We start from the raw sequence: 22,608 nt of genomic DNA on the forward strand, positions 1-22,608 counted from the left end.
ACTCCGGCTAAAAAATTCAAGAGATCACTGCAATGACCAAGCAAATCCAGGACGCCTACATCGTCGCCGCCACCCGTACCCCGGTTGGCAAGGCGCCCAAGGGCATGTTCCGCAACACCCGCCCCGACGACATGCTTGCGCACGTGCTGCGCAGCGTCGTCGCCCAGGCCCCGGGCGTGGACGTCAACCGCATCGATGACGCCATCATCGGTTGCGCCATGCCGGAAGCCGAGCAGGGCATGAACGTGGCCCGCATCGGCGTGCTGCTGGCCGGCCTGCCGAACACCATCGCCGCACAGACCGTGAACCGCTTCTGCTCCTCCGGCCTGCAGGCCGTGGCGCAGGCCGCCGACGCGATCCGTCTGGGCAACGCCGACCTGATGCTGGCCGGCGGCACCGAGTCGATGTCGATGGTGCCGATGATGGGCAACAAGATCGCCATGGCGCCGAGCGTGTTCGACAACGACCACGTTGCCATCGCCTACGGCATGGGCATCACCGCCGAGAAGGTCGCCGAAGAGTGGAAGGTCTCGCGCGAAGACCAGGACGCCTTTGCCCTGGCCTCGCACCAGAAGGCCATGGCCGCGATCCAGAACGGCGAGTTCAAGGACGAGATCAGCCCGTACGAGATCGTCTCGCACCTGCCGGACCTGGCCGACGGCCAGCGCATCATCACCCGCAACAAGATCGCCGACACCGACGAAGGCCCCCGCCCGGACTCCTCGGCCGAAGGCCTGGCCAAGCTGCGCCCGGTGTTCCGCAACGGCCAGTTCGGCGGCACCGTCACCGCCGGCAACTCGTCGCAGATGAGCGACGGCGCCGGCGCCGTGCTGCTGGCCTCGGAGCAGGCGATCAAGGATTACGGCCTGACCCCGCTGGCCCGTTTCGTCAGCTTCTCGGTGGCCGGCGTGCGCCCGGAAGTGATGGGCATCGGCCCGATCGCCGCGATCCCGAAGGCACTGAAGCAGGCCGGCCTGACCCAGGACCAGCTGGACTGGATCGAGCTCAACGAAGCCTTCGCCGCGCAGTCGCTGGCGGTGATCCGTGACTGCGGCCTGGACCCGGCCAAGGTCAACCCGCTGGGCGGCGCGATTGCCCTGGGCCACCCGCTGGGTGCGACCGGCGCGATCCGTACCGCAACCCTGCTGCACGGCCTGCGTCGTCGCCAGCAGAAGTACGGCATGGTGACGATGTGCATCGGCACCGGCATGGGCGCAGCGGGTATTTTCGAGGCGCTGTAAGGTTCAAGGCGTTGCCTCGTTGGGCTTCATGGCGTGGGTCGGGTTGGCAGGGCTGCCCGGGACACGCCGTGAACCCTTCCATGGGGGCTCGATGGCGCCATCCATGGCGCCAACGGTCCCGGGCAGCCCTGCCAACCCGGCCCTTCCAGCCTCCCCGCGGCGGAGGGATGAGCAAAGGCAGGGTCAAAGGCTGGGGTCAGATCCCTTTGCTGCGCAAAGGGATCTGACCCCAGCCCACGAAAAAAGGCAGCCAGTGGCTGCCTTTTTGCTTTTGCTTCTGCCTTTGATTCCGCCCTTCCCGTCCGCGCCACACGGAAACTGTCGAGAGGGGGCGGATGGCCCTCTCCAAAACCGTTGGCGCCATGGATGGCGCCATCGAGCACCATGGAAGGGCTTTGGCGTGTTTTGGAGAGGGCCACCCGCCCCCTCCCCCACGTATCAATCAAGGCGCCGCACGGAGCGCTTGATAAAACCCTTATTCCGCCAGCATCGCCGCCAGCTTCTCCCGCGCCGGGCCAGCCAGCTTCGGGTTGTCCAGCGCGAAGCGGATCGTCGCCTCCACCAGACCCAGGTGCGTGCCGCAGTCGAAGCGGGTGCCCTCGAAACGATAGGCATCGACTTCTTCGGTCTTCAGCAGCTCGGCAATCGCATCGGTCAGCTGGATCTCGCCGCCGGCACCGGTCTGGGTCTGTTCCAGCAGCTCGAAGATCTTCGGGCTGAGCACGTAACGGCCCACCACCGCCAGGTCGCTCGGCGCGTCCTCCGGCTTCGGCTTCTCGACGATCTGCGAAATACGGCCCTTGCGGCCATCGAACGCGTCGGTGGCGACGATGCCGTAACTGGCGGTCTTATCGTGCGGCACGTCTTCCACCGCGATCACGCTGGCGCCACTGGCTTCGTTGAGGTCGGCCATCTGCTTCAGCGCGCCCGCACCGCGGTTCCAGATCAGGTCGTCGGGCAGCAGTACGGCAAACGGCTCGTCACCGATCACCGACCTGGCACACAGCACCGCGTGCCCGAGGCCCAGCGCCTCGGCCTGGGTCACGAAGATCGCGCGCACACCATTGGGGAGCACGTGCCGGATCAATTCCAGCTGCTCCTGCTTGCCAGCGCGCTCAAGCTTCTGCTCCAGCTCGTACGCCTTGTCGAAATAGTCGGCAACGGCGTGCTTGTAGCGGTTGGTGATGAACACCAGCGTGTCACAGCCGGCTTCGATCGCCTCATCCACCGCGTACTGGATCAGCGGCCGATCAATGATCGGCAGCATCTCCTTCGGCACAGTCTTGGTTGCTGGCAAAAAACGCGTCCCCAATCCTGCCACCGGGAAAACTGCTTTGCGAATTCGCTTGCTCATTGGTGCCTGTTGGCCTCACGTGCCGGAAAAGGCACGACTTTAGCGGATGAAATGTAAGCATCCTGTTCGATTGGCGAGAATTCCGGCATCGTCGCAAACAGGATTTCCTGGATGCGGGCGGTGTCGTAGCTGGCAATCGCCTCGCGCAGGCGCGGAACGTTGCCCAGCACCAGGTCGCGCGAGAACGTACGCACGCCGGCTTCAAGAATCTTCGGGTGCGCGGTGGAGCGGTAATCTTCGTCCGAATAGAACAGCGTCTCGTGCAGTTTCTCGCCCGGACGCAGGCCGGTATAGATGATCTGGATGTCCTTGTACGGCTGCTTGCCGGTCAGGCGGATCATCTGTTCGGCGAGCACGCGGATCGGCACCGGCTCGCCCATGTCGAGGGTATAGATCGCACCATGCGACGCCGATGCGGCCGCCTGCAGGATCAGCTGGCAGGCCTCGGGAATGGTCATGAAGTAGCGGCTGACTTCCGGGTCGGTGACCGTGACCGGGCCACCGCGCAGGATCTGCTCGCGGAACAGCGGCACCACGCTGCCGGCCGACGCCAGCACGTTGCCGAAGCGCACCGTGACAAAACGGGTATGCGTGGACTTCTGGTCCAGGCTCTGGCAGATCATCTCGGCGTAGCGCTTGCTCGCGCCCAGCGCATTGACCGGGTCGACCGCCTTGTCGGTGGAGATGAACACGAAATGCTCCACGCGGGCTTCCAGGCAGGCGCGCGCGACGTTCTCGGTCGCCAGGATGTTGTTGCGCACTGCTTCACGCAGCTGGCGTTCCAGCACCGGTACATGCTTGTAGGCGGCCGCATGGAAAGCGGTATCGACCGGGTGCAGCGACAGCGCGTGGCGGATCACCGCTGGGTCACCGCAGTCGCCCAGCACCGCCTCGATCTCGACATCGGGGAAGCTGCGACGCAGCTCGCCCTCGATGGTCAGCAGCAGCAGCTCGCTGATCTCCAGCAGGATGATGCGACCGGCACCATGCCGCGCGCACTGGCGGCACAGCTCCGAGCCGATCGAACCACCGGCGCCGGTAACCATCACGGTGCGCCCACCCAACCAGCCGCGGATCAGGTTCCAGTCCGGCATGATCGGCTTGCGCCCCAGCAGGTCCTCGATCGCCACTTCCTTCAGCTGGCCCGGCAGCGACTGGCCCTGCAGGATGTCACTGAGCTTGGGCACGGTACGGAACGGCACGCCGGTGCTTTCGCAGATCGCGACGACGCGCTGCATGCCTGCGGCGTCCAGCGACGGCATGGCAATGACCAGCAGCTTGGCAGCGGTCTCGCGGACCACCGTCGGCGCGTCATCCAGCGTGCCCAGGATCGGCAGGCCCTGCAGCTTGGCGCCACGCAGGTGCGGTGCATCGTCGAGCAGGCCGACCGGCTCGAAGTTGCCGGAGCGGCGCAGGTCGCGCACCAGGGTCTCGGCCGCCTGGCCGGCGCCGAGGATCAGCACGCGGCGGGCGCTGGAATCGGACTGCAGTGCCTGGTAGTCCTTCCAGGCGCGGTACAGCAGGCGCGGCGCGCCGAGCAGTGCCGACAGCGCGAACGGGTAGATCACCAGCACCGACATGGGTACGCCGTCGAAGCGCTTCCACATCAGCACCAGGATGATGGCCACCATGCCGATGAAGCTGGCCTTGAAGATGTTCAGCAGGTCGCTGACGCTGGCAAACCGCCACAGGCCGCGGTACAGGCCCACGCGCCAGAACACCAGGCCCTGCAGCAGCAGGACCAGGGTGGTATCGACGTTCCACAGGGGCAGCGCCGGGGCGTTGGGCAGGATCGAGTAACGCCCTGCATGGAGCAGCTGCCAGCATGCCCAGACCATGAAGAGGTCGTGGCAGACGATGGCCGAACGCGGCATCAGGCCGAGGATTCTGTCCCGCCAGGGTGAAGCCATAATTCAGGTAATTCCTTGTCGGTGGCGCATTCCATTGCGCAGGAGGAGCCAGAGGACGCTCAGCGCGATGAACCACGCGATCGCCACGACAGCCTCCCACCTCGGCTGCAAATTGGAGCAGACATTGAACACTGTAATACTGAACAGACCCAAAGCAAAGTACATCCCTGTCACCTGCGGGTGACTGGCTCCTGCCTGCACCGCGCGCTGGTAGACATGCTGGGTATGGGGTTCCATCCAGCGTTGTCCGGAAATGATGCGCGCCAGCAGTGTGAAGCCCGCGTCCACGAGGAACGGCGAAACCGGTACCAGCAGCAGGATCCAGTTGATATCGGTACGCACGCTGGCGATCGCCAGCACCACTGCGACCGCATACCCCAGCGCGCCGCTTCCAACATCGCCCATGAAGATCCGGGCGCGAGGGAAGTTGAACGGCAGGAATCCAAGGCAGGCCAGGCCCAGCGCCACGGCGGCCAGTGAATAGGGCCACGGCAGTACCGGCGCCAGCCCCAGCATCGCCACAACGGCCTGGCTGGCGGCGATGCCATTGATGCCGTCCATGAAGTTCCAGATGTTGATCAGCGACGCGGTGAACAGCAGCACCAGCACCGCCAACAGCCAGCTGCCACCATTCACCTTGACCAGGCCGGCCAACAGCGCTGCGGCGATGAAATGCACCAGCAGGCGACGCATCGCCGGCAGGGGCTTGTGGTCGTCCCACCAGCCGATACCGGCCACCAGCACCAGCCCAAGGCTGGCCACCAGCACCGTCGGCGTGCTTTCGGGCCAGGCCCAGATGGCCACGCCGGCGGTCACCAGCAGGCTGATGACGATGGCGATGCCGCCACCGCGCGGGGTGGCAACGCTATGGCTGCGACGCTCGCCCGGCTGGTCCATCAACTGCTGGCGCAGTGCATAGCCCCGCGCAGCCCAGGTCAGCAACGCACTGAGCAGGGCGAGCCCCAGCAGCGCGCCCATCACAAGCCAGGGCATGGATCAGAGCACCGCGTAGTTCAGCAGCGGCTTGACCGTCCCCCACTCCTTGCAGCTCGGGCACTGCCAGTGGTGGGTACGCGCACCGAAGCCGCAGCGCGTGCAGCGATAGGCCGGGTTGCGCACCAGCAGCTGGTCGGTGATGTGCTTGAGGTCATGCAGGGTGGCGGTGGAATCGGCTCCCTCGGCGAGGGTCAGATCGATCAGCGCGGATTCGCCACGTACCGACGGGCGATCCTTGAGCTGGCGACCGAGGTAGGCACGGGCCGGCGCCACACCTTCCTGCTCTTCCATCAACCGGGTCAGCGCCAATACCGGGGCGATGCCGCGGTAGTGCTCGGTCATCTCCGACAGGAACGCGCGTGCACCTGCCAGATCGCCGACCCTGCGATAGTTCTGCATCAGTGCCGGCAGCAGTTCCGGCAGGTATTCGGGGTCGTTGCGCGCGGCGCGCTCGAAGGCGCGCACGGCGGCCTCTGGATTGCCCGCGTCGGTTTCCAGCCGGCCCTCGATGATGCCGGCGCGCACCGACATCGCGTCGGCCTGGTAGGCGCGGGCGATCGCTGCCCTCGCCTCTTCCAGCTTGCCGGCGCCACGGAAACGTTCGGCCAGTTCGCATTCGAACTGTCCGATCAGCTTGCCCATCGGCTCGCCGGTGACGTCCTCGAAACGGGTCGCGTTGTCGATCGCCTTTTCCCAGTCGCGCTCGGCCTGGTAGATGCCGATCAGGTGCTTGAGCGCCTGCGGTGCGCGCTGATCCAGCTGCGCCAGCTCGGTGAACACGGTCTCGGCACGGTCCAGCAGGCCGGACTTCATGTAGTCCTCGCCCAGCGCCAGCAGGGCCTGCACGCGCTGTGCATCACTGAGGTCGTGGCGGTTGACCAGGCCCTGGTGCAGGCGGATGGCGCGGTCGACTTCGCCGCGGCGGCGGAACAGGTGGCCCAGCGCGACCTGGGTCTCGAAGGTTTCCTTGTCCAGCTCGGCGATGTGCAGGAACAGCTCGATGGCCTTGTCCGGCTGCTCGTTGAGCAGGTAGTTCAGGCCACGGAAATAGGTGCTCGACAGGCGGCTGACCTGGCTGTCACCGTGGCGTTGACCACCGCGCCGCCCGATCACCCACCCAGCCAGGGCGGCCAGCGGAACGAACAGGAAGAACCAGAACCACTCGGTGACGAAATCCATCTTCGATCAGCGTCCATCAAAAGATTGAGGGGAAGCAACCGGTGCCGGCGTGGCGGCAGCGGACTTGTTGGCGCGGCGCAGCTGGCTGTAGAGCGGAATGACCACGCTCACCAGCACCAGGCCAGCGCCAACGATGACGCCGATCAGCAACGCGGCAATGATGGCCACGCCGACCGAGGTCTTAAGCTGGGTGAACAGCAGGTTGATGGTCATCTCGTCCATGTTCATGGCACCGATGATCAACCCAAGAATGAGTACCGCCAGCAGGACCAGCAGACGAAAAACCTTCATGCGACAGCTCCAGTGGCAGGAGTCCGTAGCTTATCCGACTCGCGGCTGGATTCGCACGCGGTGGCGCGACGGAAGGCTCAGGCCGGATCGGCGTCCAGCGGCAGCACACTGCTGACCCGCTCGCGCAGTTCCTTGCCCGGCTTGAAATGGGGGACATGCTTGCCCGGCAGGGCAACCGATTCGCCGGTCTTCGGGTTGCGACCCAGGCGCGGCGGACGATAGTGCAGTGAGAAGCTGCCAAATCCACGGATTTCGATGCGATCCCCGGCGGACAGCGATCCGCCCATCATTTCCAGCAACGACTTCACCGCCAGATCGACATCATCGGCCTTCAGGTGCGCCTGGCGGCGCGCAAGGATTTCGATCAGTTCGGATTTGGTCATTACCGGCTCACATCAGGGGCATCTCAGCCTGAAACGGCCCGGGCAATGCCCGGGCCGTCCAGGAAACAACGAACAGCGTAAGGCCGATTACTCGGACTTGTTGCCGTTCAGCTGTGCACGCAGCAGCGCGCCCAGCTGGGTGGTGCCGCTGGAAGCCGAAGAGGACTGGTATTCCTCCAGCACTTCGCGCATTTCCGCGTCGTCCTTGGCCTTGATCGACAGCTGCAGGGTACGGCCCTTGCGGTCCATGCCCACGAACTTGGCTTCGACCTTGTCGCCGACCTTCAGGTGCTGGGTGGCGTCGTCAACGCGCTCGTTGGCGATGTCGCGGGCCGAGACGTAACCTTCGATGCCGTCAGCCAGCTCGATGATCGCGCCCTTGGCGTCGACTTCCTTCACCACGCCTTCAACCTTGGAGCCCTTCGGATTGGCAGCCATGTACTGGCCGAACGGATCCTGCTCCAGCTGCTTCACGCCCAGGGAGATGCGCTCGCGCTCCGGATCGACAGCCAGGACGACGGCGTCCAGGGTATCGCCCTTCTTGAAGTTGCGAACGACGTCTTCGCCGGTGGTGTTCCAGCTGATGTCGGACAGGTGGACCAGGCCGTCGATGCCGCCGTCCAGGCCGATGAAGATGCCGAAGTCGGTGATCGACTTGATCTGGCCCGACACCTTGTCACCCTTCTTGTGGGTGGCAGCGAAGGTTTCCCACGGATTGGCGGCAACCTGCTTCATGCCCAGCGAGATACGGCGACGCTCTTCATCGACGTCCAGCACCATCACTTCGACTTCATCACCAACCTGGACAACCTTGGACGGGTTGACGTTCTTGTTGGTCCAATCCATCTCCGAGACGTGCACCAGGCCTTCGACGCCCGGCTCGATCTCAACGAACGCACCGTAATCGGTGACGTTGGAGACCTTGCCGAAGACGCGGCTGTTGGCCGGGTAACGACGGCCGATGTTGTCCCACGGATCCTCGCCCAGCTGCTTCAGGCCCAGCGAAACGCGGTTGCGCTCGCGGTCGAACTTCAGCACGCGGACGTCCAGCTCGTCGCCGACGTTCACGACTTCCGACGGGTGACGCACGCGCTTCCACGCCATGTCGGTGATGTGCAGCAGGCCGTCGATACCGCCCAGGTCCACGAACGCGCCGTAATCGGTCAGGTTCTTGACGACACCCTTCAGGATCGCGCCTTCCTGCAGCTTGTCCATCAGCTGCTCGCGCTCTTCCGAGTGCTCGCTTTCGACGACAGCGCGGCGCGAGACCACGACGTTGTTACGCTTGCGGTCCAGCTTGATGAGCTTGAACTCGAGTTCCTTGCCTTCCAGGTAGGCCGGATCGCGCACCGGGCGCACATCGACCAGGGAACCCGGCAGGAAGGCGCGGACATCCTTGATGTCCACGGTGAAACCACCCTTGACCTTGCCGCTGATGCGGCCGGTGATGGTTTCGTTCTTTTCCAACGCTTCTTCCAGCTCGTCCCACACCATCGCGCGCTTGGCCTTCTCGCGCGACAGGACGGTTTCGCCGAAGCCGTTCTCGATCGAGTCGAGGGCGACCTTGACGATGTCGCCTTCGGCGACGTCGATTTCGCCAGCGTCGTTACGGAACTGTTCGATCGGCACGATGCCTTCGGACTTCAGGCCAGCGTTGATCACCACGACGTCGCCGCGGACTTCAACAACGGTACCGCTGACGATGGCGCCCGGCTTCAGCTTGGCCAGATTGGCCTGGCTGGCTTCAAACAGTTCGGCAAATGATTCGGTCATTAGATTTACTCTGTTGGACACATGGGTCGGTGGCGTCCCCTTCAGGGGAATGGCGACCGCCCGCCTGTTGGTCGACCCCGGAAACGCAGGTCGTGTGTAGTAGGAAAACCGCCACGCATCATTGCGCGGCGGAGCTGGTACAGCACTGCTATGCGCGACCACCGCCGATGCTGCTGGCAGCGCTCCCGCGCGAACGGATCAGGCAGCCGGAACCGGAAGCAGATCCATCACTCTGGCAACGACATCATCGATGCCGATGCCTGTGGTGTCGATGAGGACAGCATCGTCTGCCGGCTTCAGGGGCGCCACGGTACGCTGGGCATCACGGGCGTCGCGGGCCATGATCTCGCGCAGGAGGTCATCAAAGTTAACAGAAACCCCCTTGTCTTTCAACTGCTTATGCCGGCGCTCGGCGCGCTCCTCGGCACTGGCGGTCAGGAAGACCTTGTAGGAGGCGTCCGGGAAGATCACCGTGCCCATGTCGCGGCCGTCGGCGACCAAGCCCGGCAGCTCCCTGAATGCGCGCTGGCGCTCCTTCAGGGCGGCGCGGACCTCGGGAATGGCGGCAATGGCCGAGGCCAGCGCACCGGTGGTCTCCAGGCGCAGCTCGTCGGTGGCATCGGTGCCGTTGACCATGACCCGCATGGCATCGCCCTGCTCGACAAACTGAACGTGGGTGTCGAAGGTGCAACGCACCAGCGCCGAGGCGTCGGAGGTATCGATGTCGGCCCAGCTTGCGGCCACGCCCACCGCCCGGTACAGCGCGCCCGAATCCAGGTAATGCCAGCCCATCCGGCGCGCGATGATGCGGCTGATGGTACCCTTGCCGGCCCCGGATGGGCCGTCGATGGTCAGGACGGGAGCGAGTGGATTCATGGGGGTCCCAGAGCGTGTGAAGAGGCCATTCTAGCCCCTGCCAGACGCCCCCAGCGGGATCTTTTGTGCAACCACTTGAAACCACGAGGAAAAGCCCGGTAGAATGGCGGGCTTGAACGAGCGTCAACTGCCGATTGTCTTTCGCATATCGCGGCCACGCTCCACCCGAACAACTACTGTTTACGCCGAGGTATGCCATGAAAGTCCTGTCCTCCCTGAAGTCGGCGAAGGCCCGTCACCGTGACTGCAAGGTCGTGCGTCGTCGTGGCAAGATCTTCGTCATCTGCAAGTCGAACCCGCGTTTCAAGGCGCGTCAGCGCTAAGCCTCACAGCCTTCCGGCTGCGGCTGGCCCTACGCGGGGCCGACCCGATGCAAGAAACCGCCTTCGGGCGGTTTTTTGTTTATGCGGCTTTTTCCTGCCGTTTTTGCTGTAATCGCCTTTCTTGACCACTGGGGAGTAGATCGAGATGAAGCGTTACCTGTCCGCCCTGGCCGTGATGGCCACCCTGGCCGCCGCCACACCGGCACTGGCCGATACCCTGCTTGTCGACCGCGCCCGCGAGAAGCCGGCCGGTGCCCTGCCCGTGCGCGGCCAGAGCATGCAGCAGGTGCAGGCGCAGTTCGGCGCGCCCAGCGAGCAGCTGCAGCCGCGTGGCGGGCAGAAGCGGCAATGGCCGACCATCAACCGCTGGGTGTACCCGCAGTTCACCGTCTACTTCGAGAAGCAGAAGGTGATCGACGTGGTGGCCAACCAGGCGGACCCGAACGAAATCGGCCCGAAACCGCCGATCCGTTGATCCCATTACCCGCCGTGGGCGGGCCTGTGTAGCGAGACCATGAACCAGACCCTTCGTTTTCCTGCCGAATGGGAAGCCCAGAGCGGCGTCCTGATTGCCTGGCCCACCGCCGATACCGACTGGGCCGACCGCCTGGGCCAGGTGGAAGAGACCTACATCGCCCTGGTCGCGGCCATCACCCGCTTCCAGCCGGTGCTGATCTGCGTGGCCGACGACGATGTGGAGACCTACGCCGAGATGCGACTGCGCTCCAACCGCATCGACATGGACAAGGTCCACTTCACCACGGCGGCCTACGACGATACCTGGCTGCGCGACTCCGGCCCGATCACCCTGCGCCGTGCCGACGGCGGCTTCCAGCTGCTGGATTTCCGCTTCACCGGCTGGGGCGGCAAGTTCGACGCCACCCTGGATGACCAGCTGGTGGGCGTGCTCGACCAGGCCGGCGTATTCAACGATGCTCCGGTCCGCAGCATTCCGTTCGCGCTGGAAGGCGGCGGCATCGAGACCGACGGTGAAGGCACCCTGCTGACCACCTGGAAGTGCCTGCACGAGCGCCACCCGGACCGCGACCGCGCCAGCCTGAGCGCCGACCTGGCCGACTGGCTGCAGCAGGACCGCGTGCTGTGGCTGGACCACGGCTACCTGGAAGGCGACGACACCGACGCGCACATCGATACCCTCGCCCGCTTCGCCTCCGCTGACAGCATCGTCTACCAGGCCTGCGACGACGAGAGCGACTCGCATTACGCCGAACTGCAGGCGATGGGCAATGAGCTGGCCGCGCTACGCACCAGGGATGGCCAGCCGTACCGCCTGTTCCCGCTGCCGTGGGCCCGGCCGGTGATCGACGAAGGCCGTCGCCTGGCTGCCTCGTACGCCAACTACCTGATCGTCAATGGCGCGGTGCTGATGCCGGCCTATGGCGACCCGGCCGATGACCTGGCCCGCGACGTGCTGGCACAGGCGCACCCGGGCCGAGAGATCGTGCAGGTGCCCTGCCGCTCGCTGATCTGGCAGAACGGCAGCCTGCACTGCATCACCATGCAGCTGCCGGCCGGGCTGTTGAAGGCGTAACGGTCGTGCCGGCCGCTGGCCGGCAACCCTGCAATGCCTGATGGATCCACGGGATTGCCGGCCAGCGGCCGGCACTACCCGCTGCGCCATTCAGCGCGCGACACGCCGTCGCCGCCCATCCGCGCTAACATGCTGGTTTTCCCCCGCAGGAACGCCCCGCATGAACTCGCGCAGCCCCCTTACCGTCGCCCTGATCCAGGAGCGCAACCACGGTGATGCCGCCGCCAACCTGGCGGTGATCGAAGCACGCGTGGCCGAGGCGGCTGCGCAGGGTGCCAAGCTGGTGCTGCTGCAGGAACTGCATAACGGCCCGTACTTCTGCCAGCACGAATCGGTGGACGAGTTCGACCTGGCCGAGCCGATTCCGGGCCCGAGCACCGAGCGCCTTGGCGCGCTGGCGAAGAAGCATGGCGTGGTGCTGGTCGGCTCGCTGTTCGAGCGCCGCGCTGCCGGGCTGTACCACAACACCGCCGTGGTGTTCGAGAAGGACGGTACGCTGCTCGGCAAGTACCGCAAGATGCATATCCCGGACGACCCGGGCTTCTACGAGAAGTTCTACTTCACCCCGGGCGACATCGGCTTCAAGCCGATCGATACCTCGGTGGGCCGCCTGGGCGTGCTGGTGTGCTGGGACCAGTGGTACCCGGAAGCGGCGCGCCTGATGGCGCTGGCCGGCGCCGAGCTGCTGCTGTATCCGACTGCGATCGGCTGGGATCCGGACGACGTGCAGGACGAGAAGACCCGCCAGCGCGACGCCTGGGTGCTGAGCCATCGCGGCCATGCGGTGGCCAACGGCCTGCCGGTGCTGAGCTGCAACCGCGTCGGCCACGAGGCCTCGCCGCTGGGCGCGTCGGGCATCCAGTTCTGGGGCAACAGCCACGTGCTGGGCCCGCAGGGCGAGTTCCTGGCCGAGGCCGGCACCGAGGCCACCGTGCTGCTGTGCGACGTCGACCTGCAGCGCAGCGAGCACGTGCGCCGCATCTGGCCGTTCCTGCGTGATCGCCGCATCGATGCCTACGGCGACCTGCTCAAGCGCTACATCGACTGAGCCGGAGCCCGCGCATGGCCGTCCTCATCCGTGATGCCGGCCCGGCCGACATCGACGCGATCACCGCGATCTATGCGGTGGAAGTGACTGACTTCGTCAACACCTACGAGTACGACATTCCGGACGCGACCGAGATGCTGCGCCGCATGCGCGACATCGTCGATCGCGGCTTCCCCTACCTGGTCGCCGAGATCGACGGCCAGGTCGCCGGCTATGCCTACGCCAACACCTACCGCACCCGCGTCGCCTACCAGTGGACCGTTGAGAACTCGGTCTACGTCGATGCCCGCTTCCAGGGCCAGGGCGTCGGCACCGGCCTGCTGCAGGCGTTGATCAACGCCTGCATCGCACGTGGCTACCGGCAGATGGTGGCGGTGATCGGCGAGCCGACCAACACTGCTTCAATCAAGCTGCACGAACGCTTCGGCTTCGAACTGGTGGGCGTGTTCCGTGGCCTCGGCCGCAAGCATGGCCGCTGGCTGGACACCGTGCAGATGCAGCGCGCGCTCGGCGATGGCGCCGACACCGCACCTTCCAATGAATGAACCCATGACCGAAACCCTTCCCGAGACCGGTGACGACCTGTTCGCCGGCCAGCCGGTGCGCGTCGTCGAACGCGACGGCGTGCGCTACACCCTGCTGGGCACCGCCCACGTCTCCCGCGCCAGCGTCGAGGCCGTGGAAAAAGCCATCGACAGCGGCCGCTTCGATGCGGTTGCCGTCGAGCTGGACCCGCAGCGCCTGCAGGCGCTGAGCGACCCGGACACGCTGGCCAAGCTCGACCTAGTCGAGGTGATCCGCAAGGGCCGCGTCGCCCTGTTCGCCGCCAACCTGGCCCTGTCCGCCTACCAGCGCCGCCTGGCCGAACAGCTCGACATCGAGCCAGGCGCGGAACTGAAACGCGCGGTGGAACTGGCGCGCGAACGCGACCTGCCGGTGCACCTGATCGACCGCGAGGTCGGCCTGACCTTCCGCCGGGCGTCGCAGCGGCTTGGGTTCTTCGGCAAGCTGAAGCTGGTTGCCGGGCTGGGCGCCGGCCTGTTCTCGTCCGAGGAAGTGGGCGAGAACGAGATCGAAAAGCTCAAGCAGGGCGACATGCTGGAATCGAGCTTCGGTGAGTTCGCCAGCGAGAGCCCGGCGCTGTACGAAACCATCATCGGCGAGCGCGACCGCTACATGGCCACGCGCCTGCGCGAGGAGCACACCCCGCAGCAGCGTGAAGTGCTGGCGGTGGTCGGTGCCGGTCACCTGGCCGGGCTGGCGCGCTACCTGGAAACCGATACCGAGGCACCGGCGCCGCTGCGCGCCGAGCTGGAGGCGGTGCCGAAGAAGCGCAACATCCCGTGGTTCACGCTCGGCATCCTGGCGATCGTGGCGACCGGCATCGGTGTGGGCTTCTACCGCGGCGGCCTGGGCGTGGGCACCGAGCTGCTGGCGACCTGGGCAATGTATACCGGCGGCCTGGCGGGCCTGGGCTGCCTGCTGGCAGGCGGTCACCCGCTGAGCATTCTTACCGCGATCGCGGTGGCCCCGTTCAAGCCGTTCCGCCTGAGCATCCCGACCGGCGCATTCTCGGCGCTGGTGGAAGCGCGCCTGCGCAAGCCGGCCTACGAAGACTTCCTGAAGCTGCGCGACGATGCGCAGAGCCTGAAGGGCTGGTACCGCAATCGCGTTACCCGCGTGGTGCTGACCTTCATGCTGACCAACATCGGCAGCATGCTCGGCCTGTGGCTGACCACCTTCAAGGTGTGGGGCAAGGTGGCGGGGTAAGCCTCTCAACCGGCCACAGAATCTGTAGCGCCCGAGCCCATGCTCGGGCGACGCCGCGACGCGGCGAGCAGAAAAAAAGGGGGAGACCGCCCCACTACGACCGGCCTCCCCCACACCACAACACGTTGGCGCGCATTACAGCCGGGCAGCGCCCGGCTCCATCCTCTCCAGCCCGCGTGCACGGCGGATCAACCGCGTCACGGCATTGCGCAGGTCATCGAGCACCGCATAGATCGTCGGCAGGAACAGCAGGCTGACCACCGTCGAGAACGCCAGGCCGCCCGCAATCGCGCGCGCCATCGGCGAATACTCCGGGCCATTGCCGAACATCTGCGTATCGGTCAGCGAGATCGGGATCATCGCCAGGATCGCCGTGCCCATGGTCATCATGATCGGGCGCAGGCGTTCGCGTGAGCCTTCCACCAGCGCCTGGGTGCGGCCCATGCCGCTGCGCCGCAGGTTGTTGATGTGCTCGATCATCACGATGCCGTTGTTCACCACCACGCCCATCAGCACCAGGATGCCGATGAAGGACATGATCCCGAACGAGGTGCCGGTGATCCAGAACAGCCAGAACACGCCGAAGATCGAGAACAGCACTCCGCTCATGATCGCCGCCGGGAACAGCAGCGACTCGAACACCGCCGCCATCACCACGTAGATCATCACCAGTGCGATCAGCAGGTTGAACACCATCTGCTGCATGGCCTCGTCGTCGTTGCCGTAGTCGCCGCCGTCGAAGGTGAAGCCATAGCCGGCCGGGAAGTTCATCGGCTTGAGCACGGCTTCGATCGCCTTGCGCCCGTCCGGCGCGGTGACCTTCTCGGCCAGGTTGGCCTTGATGGTCAACGTGGTCTGGCGGTTGGTGCGGCCGATCTGGGTGGCCGACGAACCAACGTCCACGGTGACCAGGCTCAGCAGCGGCACGCTGCGGCCATCGCCGGTGCGCACGCTGAAACCGGCCAGGTCTTCCGGGCTGCTCTGCTCGGCGCCGGCAAAGCGCACCCACACCGGCACTTCGTTGTCACCGCGGCGGAACTCGCGCATCGGCGCGCCGCGCAGCGCCAGGCCGACGAAGCTGGCCACCTGCTCGGCATTGAAGCCGAACGCTGCGGCACGCTCGCGGTCGACGCGCACCTTCAGCTCGCCGCCCTTCTCGCCGTTGTCGATGCGCACGTCACGCAGCTCGGCACGCTGCGCCAGCAACGGCACCACTTCCTGGCCGATCTCCTGCAGCATCGAGCTGGAATCACCCACCAGCTGCACCTGCACGCCCTGGTTGCTGCCGCCACCGCCATCGCCGCCCTGGTTGCCGACGAAGTAATCGGTGCGTGCCGACTTCGGCAGGCCCTTGCGCAGTTCCTCCTGCAGCGACTTGATGTCCTTGGCGTATTTTTCGTCCAGGGTGACCACCGTGGAGCTACCTTCCTGCTCGCTGTACCAGGAATACACCTGCTTCACGTGCAGGCGCTCGCGGTTCTGGTCGATCCAGTTCTCCACCCGCGCCACTTCCTCGGACATCTGGCGGTAGGTGTAGGCGCCCTTCCACATGTAGCCGATGAAGATGTCCTTGCCACCCTCACCACCGAACATGTCGACCTTGGTCAGCTTCATCGGCACCAGGCTGACCAGCACCACGAGCAGGATGCCGAGCAGGCTCCAACCGCGGTGATGCAGTGACCAGTCCAGCAGCTGCGCATAGCGTCGCTGCAGGCGCGCGATCAGGCCGGTCTGCGAGTGCACCAGCTTGGGCGTGGCCATGCGCGCGGACAGCATCGGGATCAGGCTGACCGCCACCAGCCACGAGGCCAGCAGCGAGACCGAGATGGTGATCGCGATCTGCGCCATGAAGATGCTGATGTTGTTGGTCTCGCCGAACAGGTTCGGCACGAACACGATGCAGTGGCACAGCGTGCCGGCGCTGAGCGCGATGGCCACGTTGCGGGTGCCGATGATCGAGGCCAGCCGTGGCTGCCCCGGCATGCGCTCGCGCTCCTGGTAGATGCTCTCCACCACCACCACTGCATTGTCGACCAGCATGCCGACGGCCAGCAGCAGGCCCATCATGGTCAGGATGTTGAGTGTCACCCCGACGAAGTACATGAAGCCGAGGGTGATGGTGAAGCAGATCGGAATGGCCAGCGTCACCATCAGCGTCGACGGCCAATGGCGCAGGAAGAAGAACAGCACGGTGACCGACAGGATCAGGCCGACCGCGCCGGCCTCGGCCAGCTCCAGCAGCGAGGACGTCACTGCCTTGCCCTGGTTGTCGATCACCTTGATCTGCACGTCGCGCATCGACGGCTGCGCGCGGATCGCCTCGACTTCGGCCAGCGCCGCACGCGAAACGTCCACCAAGTTGGCGCTGCGTTCCTTGAAGATGTCCAGGCCCACCGCCGGGTTGCCGTCCAGGCGGCGCCCGTAGTTCATCCGCGCCGGCTTCAGGCGGACATCGGCGATATCACCCAGGCGCAGTCCCTTGGCGTTGATCACCAGGTCGCGCATCTCCTGAAGGTCGGTGATCTCGCCTACCGGCTGCACGCGCACGCGCTGGCCGTTGTCGTCGATCTGCCCGGCCGAGATCGAGAAGTTCAGCGTGCGCAGGCGCTCGCTCAGCTCGTTGATGCTCAACCCATGCGCGTTGAGCCGGTTCGGATCGATGGCGATCTCCACCTCGTTCGGCGGCGCACCGGTGATATCGACGCGGGCCACACCGGGAATACGCTCGATGCGCCGCTTGAACTCACGATCGAGCATGTCATAGGCGGTGGTCAGGTCGGTGGTGCTGGCCAGCCGCACCTTCAGCACGGGCTGGTCGCTGCTGGACCACTTGAACACGTTGTAGCGCTGCAGGTCGTCGGGCAGGTCGCTGCGGATCGCGTCGATACGCTCGCGCGCGTCCGACGCGGCAATGGCGATGTCGCGGTCCCAGTCGCTGAACTCGATGTAGATCAGCGCCGCCTCGGAGGTGGCCGACGAGCGCATGCGCTTGATGCCGGTCATCGTCGCCAGCGATTCCTCGACCGGACGGATGATGGTCCGTTCCACTTCTTCCGGGGTCGAGCCGGTGTAGGGAATCTGCACGAACAGGAACGGCGCGGAGATGTCCGGCAGCGCCTCCAACGGCAGCCGGAACGAAGCGATCAGGCCGATCACCACCAGCGACACGAAACACATGATGGTGGTGACCGGACGGCGGATGGAGAACTCGGCAACACTCATGCCGGTTCCTCCACACCCGCTGTGCCGCCCTCGTCGCCATGCAGGCCCTCACCGGCGTGCTTGCGGCCGCGCTCACGGTAGTAGGTGTCGCCGCGACGATCCATCAGGTCGTACACCACCGGGATCACCAGCAGCGTCAGCAGCGTCGACACCAGCAGGCCACCGATCACGGTGATCGCCATCGGTGCACGCACTTCGGCGCCCTCGCCCATCGCCACCGCCAGCGGCAGGAAGCCGAACAGCGTGCACAGCGTGGTCATGATGATCGGGCGCAGGCGGGAACGCGCACCCTCCACCAGCGCCTCATGCTTGGCCACGCCGGCCTCGCGCAGCTGGTTGACCTTGTCGATCAGGATGATCGCGTTCTTGGTGACCAGGCCGACCAGCAGGATCAGGCCGATGAACACCACCACCGAGATGGGCTTTCCGGTCAGCATCAGCGCCAGGATCGCGCCGACCAGCGCCAGCGGGATGGTGAACAGGATCACGAACGGGTGCAGCAGGGATTCGAACTGCGAGGCCATCACCAGGTAGACCAGGAAGATCGCCAGGCCGAAGGCGAAGATCAGCGACTTCGCCGCCTGCGCCAGCTCCTCGCCCTGGCCACCGATGTGCAGGCCCACGCCTGCGCCCAGCGGCTGTTCGGCCACCATCTGCTGCACTTCGCGCATGGCGGCGCCCAGGTCGATGTCGCGCAGGTTGGCCGACACCACCGCCACCCGGGTCTGGTCGGCACGATGGATCTCGCTGGGGCCGGTGGTGGCGACCACGTCGGCCACCGCGTCCAGGGTCACCGGGCGGGTGCTGCCCGGATTGACGATCAGCCGGCGGATGCTCTCCACGCTGGCGCGGTCACCTTCCTGGGCGCGCACCAGCACGTCGATCTTGCGGTCACGGAAGCTGTAGCGGGTGGCGACGTCGCCACGCACCTTCTTCACCACCACGTCGGCGATCTGGCGGGTGGTCAGGCCCAGCGCACCGGCGCGCTCCTGGTCGAAGCGGATCTGGATTTCCGGGAAGCCCTCTTCCACCGTCGACTTCACGTCGGCGTAGTGGGCGTTGCCGCGCAGCATCGCCGCCAGGCGCTGGCCGGCCACTTCCAGGGTCGCCATGTCCTGCCCGCGCAGTTCGATTTCCAGCGGCGTGGAAAAGCTGAACAACGCCGGCCGCGCGAAGTCGACCTGGGCACCCGGGTGCTGGCTCATGGTGCCGCGCAGGCGCTCGGTGATCGCCGCTTCAGTGTGCGCATTGCCGCCACCTTCCATCACCACGGTCAGCTTGCCGATGTTCTCGCCACTTTCGGTCGGGCTGGCATCCAGCCGGGTGCCGCTGCCACTGACGCCATACAGCGAGGCCACGCCTTCGCCCTTGCCATGCGCCAGCTGCAGCTCGCGCACCAGTGCATCGGTCTGCTTGAGCGGCGTGCCGGCCGGCAGCTTCACCGTCATTTCGAAACGGTCCTGCGCCAGCTGCGGGATCAGGTCGGCGCCAAGCATCGGCACCAGCGCCATGGTCGCCACGAAAATGATGGCTGCCACGCCCAGCACCTTGCCGGGATGCGCCAGCGCACTCGGCAGCAGGCGCAGGTAGCCTCGCTCGGCGCCTGCATAGGGCTTCATCGCCAGGTCGCTGGCCTTGCGCATCACCGGGCCGACCACCGCCACCACGCCGCGCCACAGGCGCACCACGAGCCAGGCCAGCGCATAGAAGCTCCAGCGCACGCTGGCGAGCACGCCACGGCGGCCCAGTGCAACCGGCTTCTGCCAACGCTTCTGCGGCTGCCATGCTGCGTTCGGCGCCTCTTCCGGGAACGCCAGCGGCGGCCGCCCCTTCAGCGAGCTCAGCATCGGGATCAGGGTCATCGACACCAGCAGCGAGATCGCGATGGCGATCGCCACGGTCAGCGCCTGGTCGCGGAACAGCTGCCCGGCGATGCCATCGACGAACACCAGCGGCAGGAACACCGCGATGGTGGTCAGGGTCGAGGCGACCACGGCCATGCTCACTTCACGGGTGCCGGCGATCGCCGCCTGCAGGATGCCCAGGCCACGCTCACGGGCCTTGGCGATGCTCTCCAGCACCACGATCGAGTCATCCACCACCAGGCCGGTGGCCAATGCCAGGCCACCCAGCGACATCACGTTCAAGCTCAGGCCGAGCTGGCCCATGAAGAAGAACGTGGCGATGATCGAGACCGGCAACGACAGGCTGATCACGAACGTACTCCAGCCATCGCGCAGGAACAGGAAGATGATCAGGATCGCCAGCAGGCCGCCGATCACGGCATCCTTCTTGACGTCGGCGATGGCGTGCTCGATGAAGCGCGACTGGTCCTCGATGGTGGTCAGCTGGACATCGGACGGGAACGTGCCCTTGATCTGCTCCAGGCGCTTTCGCAGCGCTTCAGCGGTGGACACGGTGTTGGCGTCGCCTTCCTTGTAGATGGCCAGCTCGACCGACTCCTTGCCGCCCAGGCGGATGATCGCTTCGCGCTCCTTGTAGCCCTGGCGCACGGTGGCCACGTCCTTCAGGCGCACCGGCACGCCGTTGGCAACCACGCTGGAGCCACCGCCGGACGATGCGCTCTGTGCCGCCGACGCCGCCGCGATGGCGGCCGCCGAACCGGTCGACGCGGCGATGTTGAACATCTGCTGCAGCGCCGAGTCCGCCGCGCTGCCATTGGCGGCCTGGGTGGTCACCAGCAGGTTGCGGATCTCCTCCAGGTCGGCGAACTGGTTGACGGTACGCACCAGGAAGCGCTGCGAGCCCTCCTCCAGGCGGCCGCCGGAAATGTTGATGTTCTCGTCCTTCAGGCGCTTGATGACGGTGTCGATCGGCAGGTTCAGCTGGGCAAGCTTCTGCTGGTCGATGTCGACCTGGATCTCGTCCTCCAGGCCGCCGCCCACCTTCACTGCCGCCACACCGGTGACCGGCTCCAGCTTCTTCTTGAGGTCTTCATCGGCATAGCGGCGCAGGCCGGTCAGCTCGCGCACCGCATCGGCATCGCTGGTCGGCGCCGTCTTGTTCGACAGCACCAGGCGCATGATCGGCTCGGTTGACGGATTGAAGCGCAGCAGCACCGGGGCCTTGGCCTCCAGCGGCAGGTTCAGCGCTTCCATCTTGTCGCGCACCTCCAGGCTGGCCTGGTCCATGTTGGTGCCCCAGGCGAATTCCAGCACCACGTCGCTCTGGCCGGTGCGCGAGACCGACTTCAGCTTGCGCAGGTTCTTGACCACGCCGACCGCTTCTTCGACCGGCTGGGTGATCAGGGTTTCGATTTCAGTCGGCGCTGCACCGGTGTATTCGGTGCGCACGGTCAGCGTCGGGTAGCTCAGGTCGGGCAGCAGGTTGACCTTGAGATTGCCCAGCGCGATCAGGCCGAACAGCAGCAGCGTGACCGTGCACATGGCGATGGTCACGCGGCGGCGGGTGGCAAACTCCACCAGGCCGCCGCGCATGCCGGCGGCGGCGCCGTCGCTCGCCGGCGAGGCACCGTGGTCGTGGCCCGGGGCGGTCATTGCTTGCTCCCGGCCTTGTCTGCGGGCTTGGCGGCCGCAGCGACCGTCTTCGCCTTCGGATCGGCAATCACCTGCACCGTGGTGCCGTCGCGCAGGGCGACCTTGCCGGCGGTGACCACCTGATCACCGGCCGCCAGGCCATCACGGATCTCCACCCACGGGCCCTCGGCGTAACCCAGCTTGACCGGAACGCGTGCGACCTTGCCTTCGCGCACGCGGAACACCGCCGGCTCACCGTCGTCGAGCAACGCCAGGCGCGGTACGACCAGCGCATCGGCACGCTGGTCGTAGTCGATGCGGATGCGACCGAACATGCCGGGCTGCAGCGCGTGTGCGGCGCCGTCGAAGGCGCTGACCACGCGAAACGTGCCGCTGCCCGAATCCACCACCGGCGCGATGCGATCAACGGTGCCGGTGAAGCTCTGCCCCGGCAGCGCGTCGGCCGCCAGCGTCACCGGCTGGCCGGCGCGCAGGGTGGCCAGTTCACGCTCGGGCACGTTGAGGGTGGCTTCCAGCCGCGAGTTGTCGACGATGCGGAAGATCGGCGTGTTGATCTGCACGAAGTTGCCGGTCTTGATCGAGCGCGATGCGATCACGCCGGAGATCGGCGCCACCACCGTGGTGTAGGACAGCTCCAGCGTGGCCAGCCGGTACTGCGCGCGGACGTTTTCCAGGTCGTAGCGCAGCTGGTCGACATCGGCGGCGCTGACCATCTGCTGGCCGACCAGCTTCTGTGCGCGCTGGTAATTGTTTTCCAGCTTGCGCATCTGCGCTTCGCTCTGTGCAACGGCCAGCCGTGCACGATCCGGGTCCAGCCGCACCAGCGGTTGGCCGGCGGTGACCCGCTGCCCTTCCTCGACCAGCACCGCCAGCGCCACGCCGGAGGTCTTGGCGACCACCTGCGACTCGGCGCGTGGTTCCAGCGCGGCCGTGCCGGTGTAGCTGGCCGCGACGGCACGATGGCTGGCCACCGCCACTTCGACCGGGACTGCGTCGACCTTCTTCTCCTCCTTGGTTTCGGCAGCCTTGGCTTCGGAATTGGGCCCTGCGGCGCAACCGCCCAGCAGCAGGGAGGTGGAGATCAGCAGTGCGGCAGCGCAGATTCCGCTGCGACGGCCGGACAGGAAGGTTGGGTGCGACATCGTCGGGTCCCTGAAGGATGCGTGGACAGG

General features: G+C 66.0%; 18 protein-coding genes. 7 read left to right on the forward strand and 11 right to left on the reverse strand.

Going from position 1 to position 22,608, the window contains the following annotated elements; all coding sequences use genetic code 11:
- Nucleotides 1-32 precede the first annotated feature (32 nt).
- Nucleotides 33-1,241 carry an acetyl-CoA C-acyltransferase gene (locus tag ACUVWL_RS08680; RefSeq protein WP_019661304.1) on the forward strand — a complete coding sequence of 403 codons (1,209 nt, stop codon included), beginning with the start codon at nt 33-35 and terminating at the stop codon, nt 1,239-1,241.
- Between the two features lie 475 nt (nt 1,242-1,716).
- Here the strand turns inward: ACUVWL_RS08680 and galU are convergent, their stop codons facing one another.
- From galU to cmk, 8 genes are all read right to left on the reverse strand, one after another.
- On the reverse strand, nt 1,717-2,595 hold the full coding sequence (gene galU, locus ACUVWL_RS08685) for a UTP--glucose-1-phosphate uridylyltransferase GalU (RefSeq protein WP_032960751.1): 879 nt from the start codon (nt 2,593-2,595) through the stop codon (nt 1,717-1,719).
- Nucleotides 2,592-4,505: a polysaccharide biosynthesis protein gene (locus ACUVWL_RS08690; RefSeq protein ID WP_014646852.1), complete on the reverse strand. Its 1,914-nt coding sequence runs from the start codon at nt 4,503-4,505 to the stop codon at nt 2,592-2,594. The genes galU and ACUVWL_RS08690 overlap by 4 nt, the downstream gene beginning before the upstream one ends.
- A 3-nt stretch (nt 4,506-4,508) precedes the next feature.
- Nucleotides 4,509-5,498 (reverse strand): MraY family glycosyltransferase, encoded by a 990-nt coding sequence (locus ACUVWL_RS08695; RefSeq protein WP_046430191.1) that lies wholly within the window; start codon nt 5,496-5,498, stop codon nt 4,509-4,511.
- A 3-nt stretch (nt 5,499-5,501) separates the two neighbouring features.
- Entirely contained in the window at nt 5,502-6,680 is a 1,179-nt protein-coding gene (gene lapB, locus ACUVWL_RS08700; protein ID WP_014646850.1) for a lipopolysaccharide assembly protein LapB, read from the reverse strand.
- Between the two features lie 6 nt (nt 6,681-6,686).
- Complete coding sequence (locus ACUVWL_RS08705; protein WP_014646849.1) at nt 6,687-6,971, reverse strand: LapA family protein; 285 nt, start codon at nt 6,969-6,971, stop codon at nt 6,687-6,689.
- Between the two features lie 77 nt (nt 6,972-7,048).
- Complete coding sequence (locus tag ACUVWL_RS08710) at nt 7,049-7,354, reverse strand: integration host factor subunit beta (protein WP_005409286.1); 306 nt, start codon at nt 7,352-7,354, stop codon at nt 7,049-7,051.
- 87 nt (nt 7,355-7,441) lie between these two features.
- On the reverse strand, nt 7,442-9,127 hold the full coding sequence (gene rpsA / locus ACUVWL_RS08715; protein WP_005416230.1) for a 30S ribosomal protein S1: 1,686 nt from the start codon (nt 9,125-9,127) through the stop codon (nt 7,442-7,444).
- Between the two features lie 198 nt (nt 9,128-9,325).
- Nucleotides 9,326-10,003 carry a (d)CMP kinase gene (gene cmk, locus ACUVWL_RS08720; protein ID WP_014036894.1) on the reverse strand — a complete coding sequence of 226 codons (678 nt, stop codon included), beginning with the start codon at nt 10,001-10,003 and terminating at the stop codon, nt 9,326-9,328.
- Between the two features lie 197 nt (nt 10,004-10,200).
- Here cmk and ykgO point away from each other — a divergent pair, with 197 nt between their 5' ends.
- The 6 genes from ykgO (at nt 10,201) to ACUVWL_RS08750 (ending at nt 14,696) form a co-directional block, all read left to right on the forward strand.
- Nucleotides 10,201-10,326: a type B 50S ribosomal protein L36 gene (gene ykgO / locus ACUVWL_RS08725; RefSeq protein ID WP_005409283.1), complete on the forward strand. Its 126-nt coding sequence runs from the start codon at nt 10,201-10,203 to the stop codon at nt 10,324-10,326.
- Nucleotides 10,327-10,501: 175 nt separating this feature from the next.
- On the forward strand, nt 10,502-10,801 hold the full coding sequence (locus ACUVWL_RS08730) for a hypothetical protein (protein ID WP_227837998.1): 300 nt from the start codon (nt 10,502-10,504) through the stop codon (nt 10,799-10,801).
- 39 nt (nt 10,802-10,840) lie between these two features.
- Nucleotides 10,841-11,878: an agmatine deiminase family protein gene (locus ACUVWL_RS08735; RefSeq protein WP_014646848.1), complete on the forward strand. Its 1,038-nt coding sequence runs from the start codon at nt 10,841-10,843 to the stop codon at nt 11,876-11,878.
- 160 nt (nt 11,879-12,038) lie between these two features.
- Nucleotides 12,039-12,926 (forward strand): carbon-nitrogen hydrolase, encoded by an 888-nt coding sequence (locus tag ACUVWL_RS08740; RefSeq protein ID WP_014646847.1) that lies wholly within the window; start codon nt 12,039-12,041, stop codon nt 12,924-12,926.
- A gap of 14 nt (nt 12,927-12,940) precedes the next feature.
- The gene (locus ACUVWL_RS08745) at nt 12,941-13,471 is read left to right on the forward strand and encodes a GNAT family N-acetyltransferase (protein ID WP_069117148.1); all 531 of its coding nucleotides are present in this window, start codon (nt 12,941-12,943) and stop codon (nt 13,469-13,471) included.
- Between the two features lie 4 nt (nt 13,472-13,475).
- On the forward strand, nt 13,476-14,696 hold the full coding sequence (locus tag ACUVWL_RS08750; protein ID WP_014646845.1) for a TraB/GumN family protein: 1,221 nt from the start codon (nt 13,476-13,478) through the stop codon (nt 14,694-14,696).
- 135 nt (nt 14,697-14,831) lie between these two features.
- Here the strand turns inward: ACUVWL_RS08750 and ACUVWL_RS08755 are convergent, their stop codons facing one another.
- The 3 genes from ACUVWL_RS08755 to ACUVWL_RS08765 are packed head-to-tail and all read right to left on the reverse strand — an operon-like array spanning nt 14,832 to nt 22,578.
- Nucleotides 14,832-17,918, reverse strand: a complete 3,087-nt coding sequence (locus tag ACUVWL_RS08755) for an efflux RND transporter permease subunit (RefSeq protein ID WP_014646844.1) — start codon at nt 17,916-17,918, stop codon at nt 14,832-14,834.
- Nucleotides 17,915-21,436 carry an efflux RND transporter permease subunit gene (locus ACUVWL_RS08760; protein WP_445979093.1) on the reverse strand — a complete coding sequence of 1,174 codons (3,522 nt, stop codon included), beginning with the start codon at nt 21,434-21,436 and terminating at the stop codon, nt 17,915-17,917. The genes ACUVWL_RS08755 and ACUVWL_RS08760 overlap by 4 nt, the downstream gene beginning before the upstream one ends.
- Nucleotides 21,433-22,578: an efflux RND transporter periplasmic adaptor subunit gene (locus ACUVWL_RS08765; RefSeq protein WP_014036886.1), complete on the reverse strand. Its 1,146-nt coding sequence runs from the start codon at nt 22,576-22,578 to the stop codon at nt 21,433-21,435. Before ACUVWL_RS08765 ends, ACUVWL_RS08760 begins: the two co-directional genes overlap by 4 nt.
- Nucleotides 22,579-22,608 lie beyond the last annotated feature (30 nt).

It is taken from the genome of Stenotrophomonas muris (assembly GCF_052751275.1).

What these genes read in the sequence shown, in the direction of transcription:
- ACUVWL_RS08680 (WP_019661304.1), top strand. Translation starts at nt 33, where the DNA reads ATGACCAAGCAAATCCAGGACGCCTACATCGTCGCCGCCACCCGTACC.
- galU (WP_032960751.1), bottom strand. Translation starts at nt 2,595, where the DNA reads ATGAGCAAGCGAATTCGCAAAGCAGTTTTCCCGGTGGCAGGATTGGGG.
- ACUVWL_RS08690 (WP_014646852.1), bottom strand. Translation starts at nt 4,505, where the DNA reads ATGGCTTCACCCTGGCGGGACAGAATCCTCGGCCTGATGCCGCGTTCG.
- ACUVWL_RS08695 (WP_046430191.1), bottom strand. Translation starts at nt 5,498, where the DNA reads ATGCCCTGGCTTGTGATGGGCGCGCTGCTGGGGCTCGCCCTGCTCAGT.
- lapB (WP_014646850.1), bottom strand. Translation starts at nt 6,680, where the DNA reads ATGGATTTCGTCACCGAGTGGTTCTGGTTCTTCCTGTTCGTTCCGCTG.
- ACUVWL_RS08705 (WP_014646849.1), bottom strand. Translation starts at nt 6,971, where the DNA reads ATGAAGGTTTTTCGTCTGCTGGTCCTGCTGGCGGTACTCATTCTTGGG.
- ACUVWL_RS08710 (WP_005409286.1), bottom strand. Translation starts at nt 7,354, where the DNA reads ATGACCAAATCCGAACTGATCGAAATCCTTGCGCGCCGCCAGGCGCAC.
- rpsA (WP_005416230.1), bottom strand. Translation starts at nt 9,127, where the DNA reads ATGACCGAATCATTTGCCGAACTGTTTGAAGCCAGCCAGGCCAATCTG.
- cmk (WP_014036894.1), bottom strand. Translation starts at nt 10,003, where the DNA reads ATGAATCCACTCGCTCCCGTCCTGACCATCGACGGCCCATCCGGGGCC.
- ykgO (WP_005409283.1), top strand. Translation starts at nt 10,201, where the DNA reads ATGAAAGTCCTGTCCTCCCTGAAGTCGGCGAAGGCCCGTCACCGTGAC.
- ACUVWL_RS08730 (WP_227837998.1), top strand. Translation starts at nt 10,502, where the DNA reads ATGGCCACCCTGGCCGCCGCCACACCGGCACTGGCCGATACCCTGCTT.
- ACUVWL_RS08735 (WP_014646848.1), top strand. Translation starts at nt 10,841, where the DNA reads ATGAACCAGACCCTTCGTTTTCCTGCCGAATGGGAAGCCCAGAGCGGC.
- ACUVWL_RS08740 (WP_014646847.1), top strand. Translation starts at nt 12,039, where the DNA reads ATGAACTCGCGCAGCCCCCTTACCGTCGCCCTGATCCAGGAGCGCAAC.
- ACUVWL_RS08745 (WP_069117148.1), top strand. Translation starts at nt 12,941, where the DNA reads ATGGCCGTCCTCATCCGTGATGCCGGCCCGGCCGACATCGACGCGATC.
- ACUVWL_RS08750 (WP_014646845.1), top strand. Translation starts at nt 13,476, where the DNA reads ATGACCGAAACCCTTCCCGAGACCGGTGACGACCTGTTCGCCGGCCAG.
- ACUVWL_RS08755 (WP_014646844.1), bottom strand. Translation starts at nt 17,918, where the DNA reads ATGAGTGTTGCCGAGTTCTCCATCCGCCGTCCGGTCACCACCATCATG.
- ACUVWL_RS08760 (WP_445979093.1), bottom strand. Translation starts at nt 21,436, where the DNA reads ATGACCGCCCCGGGCCACGACCACGGTGCCTCGCCGGCGAGCGACGGC.
- ACUVWL_RS08765 (WP_014036886.1), bottom strand. Translation starts at nt 22,578, where the DNA reads ATGTCGCACCCAACCTTCCTGTCCGGCCGTCGCAGCGGAATCTGCGCT.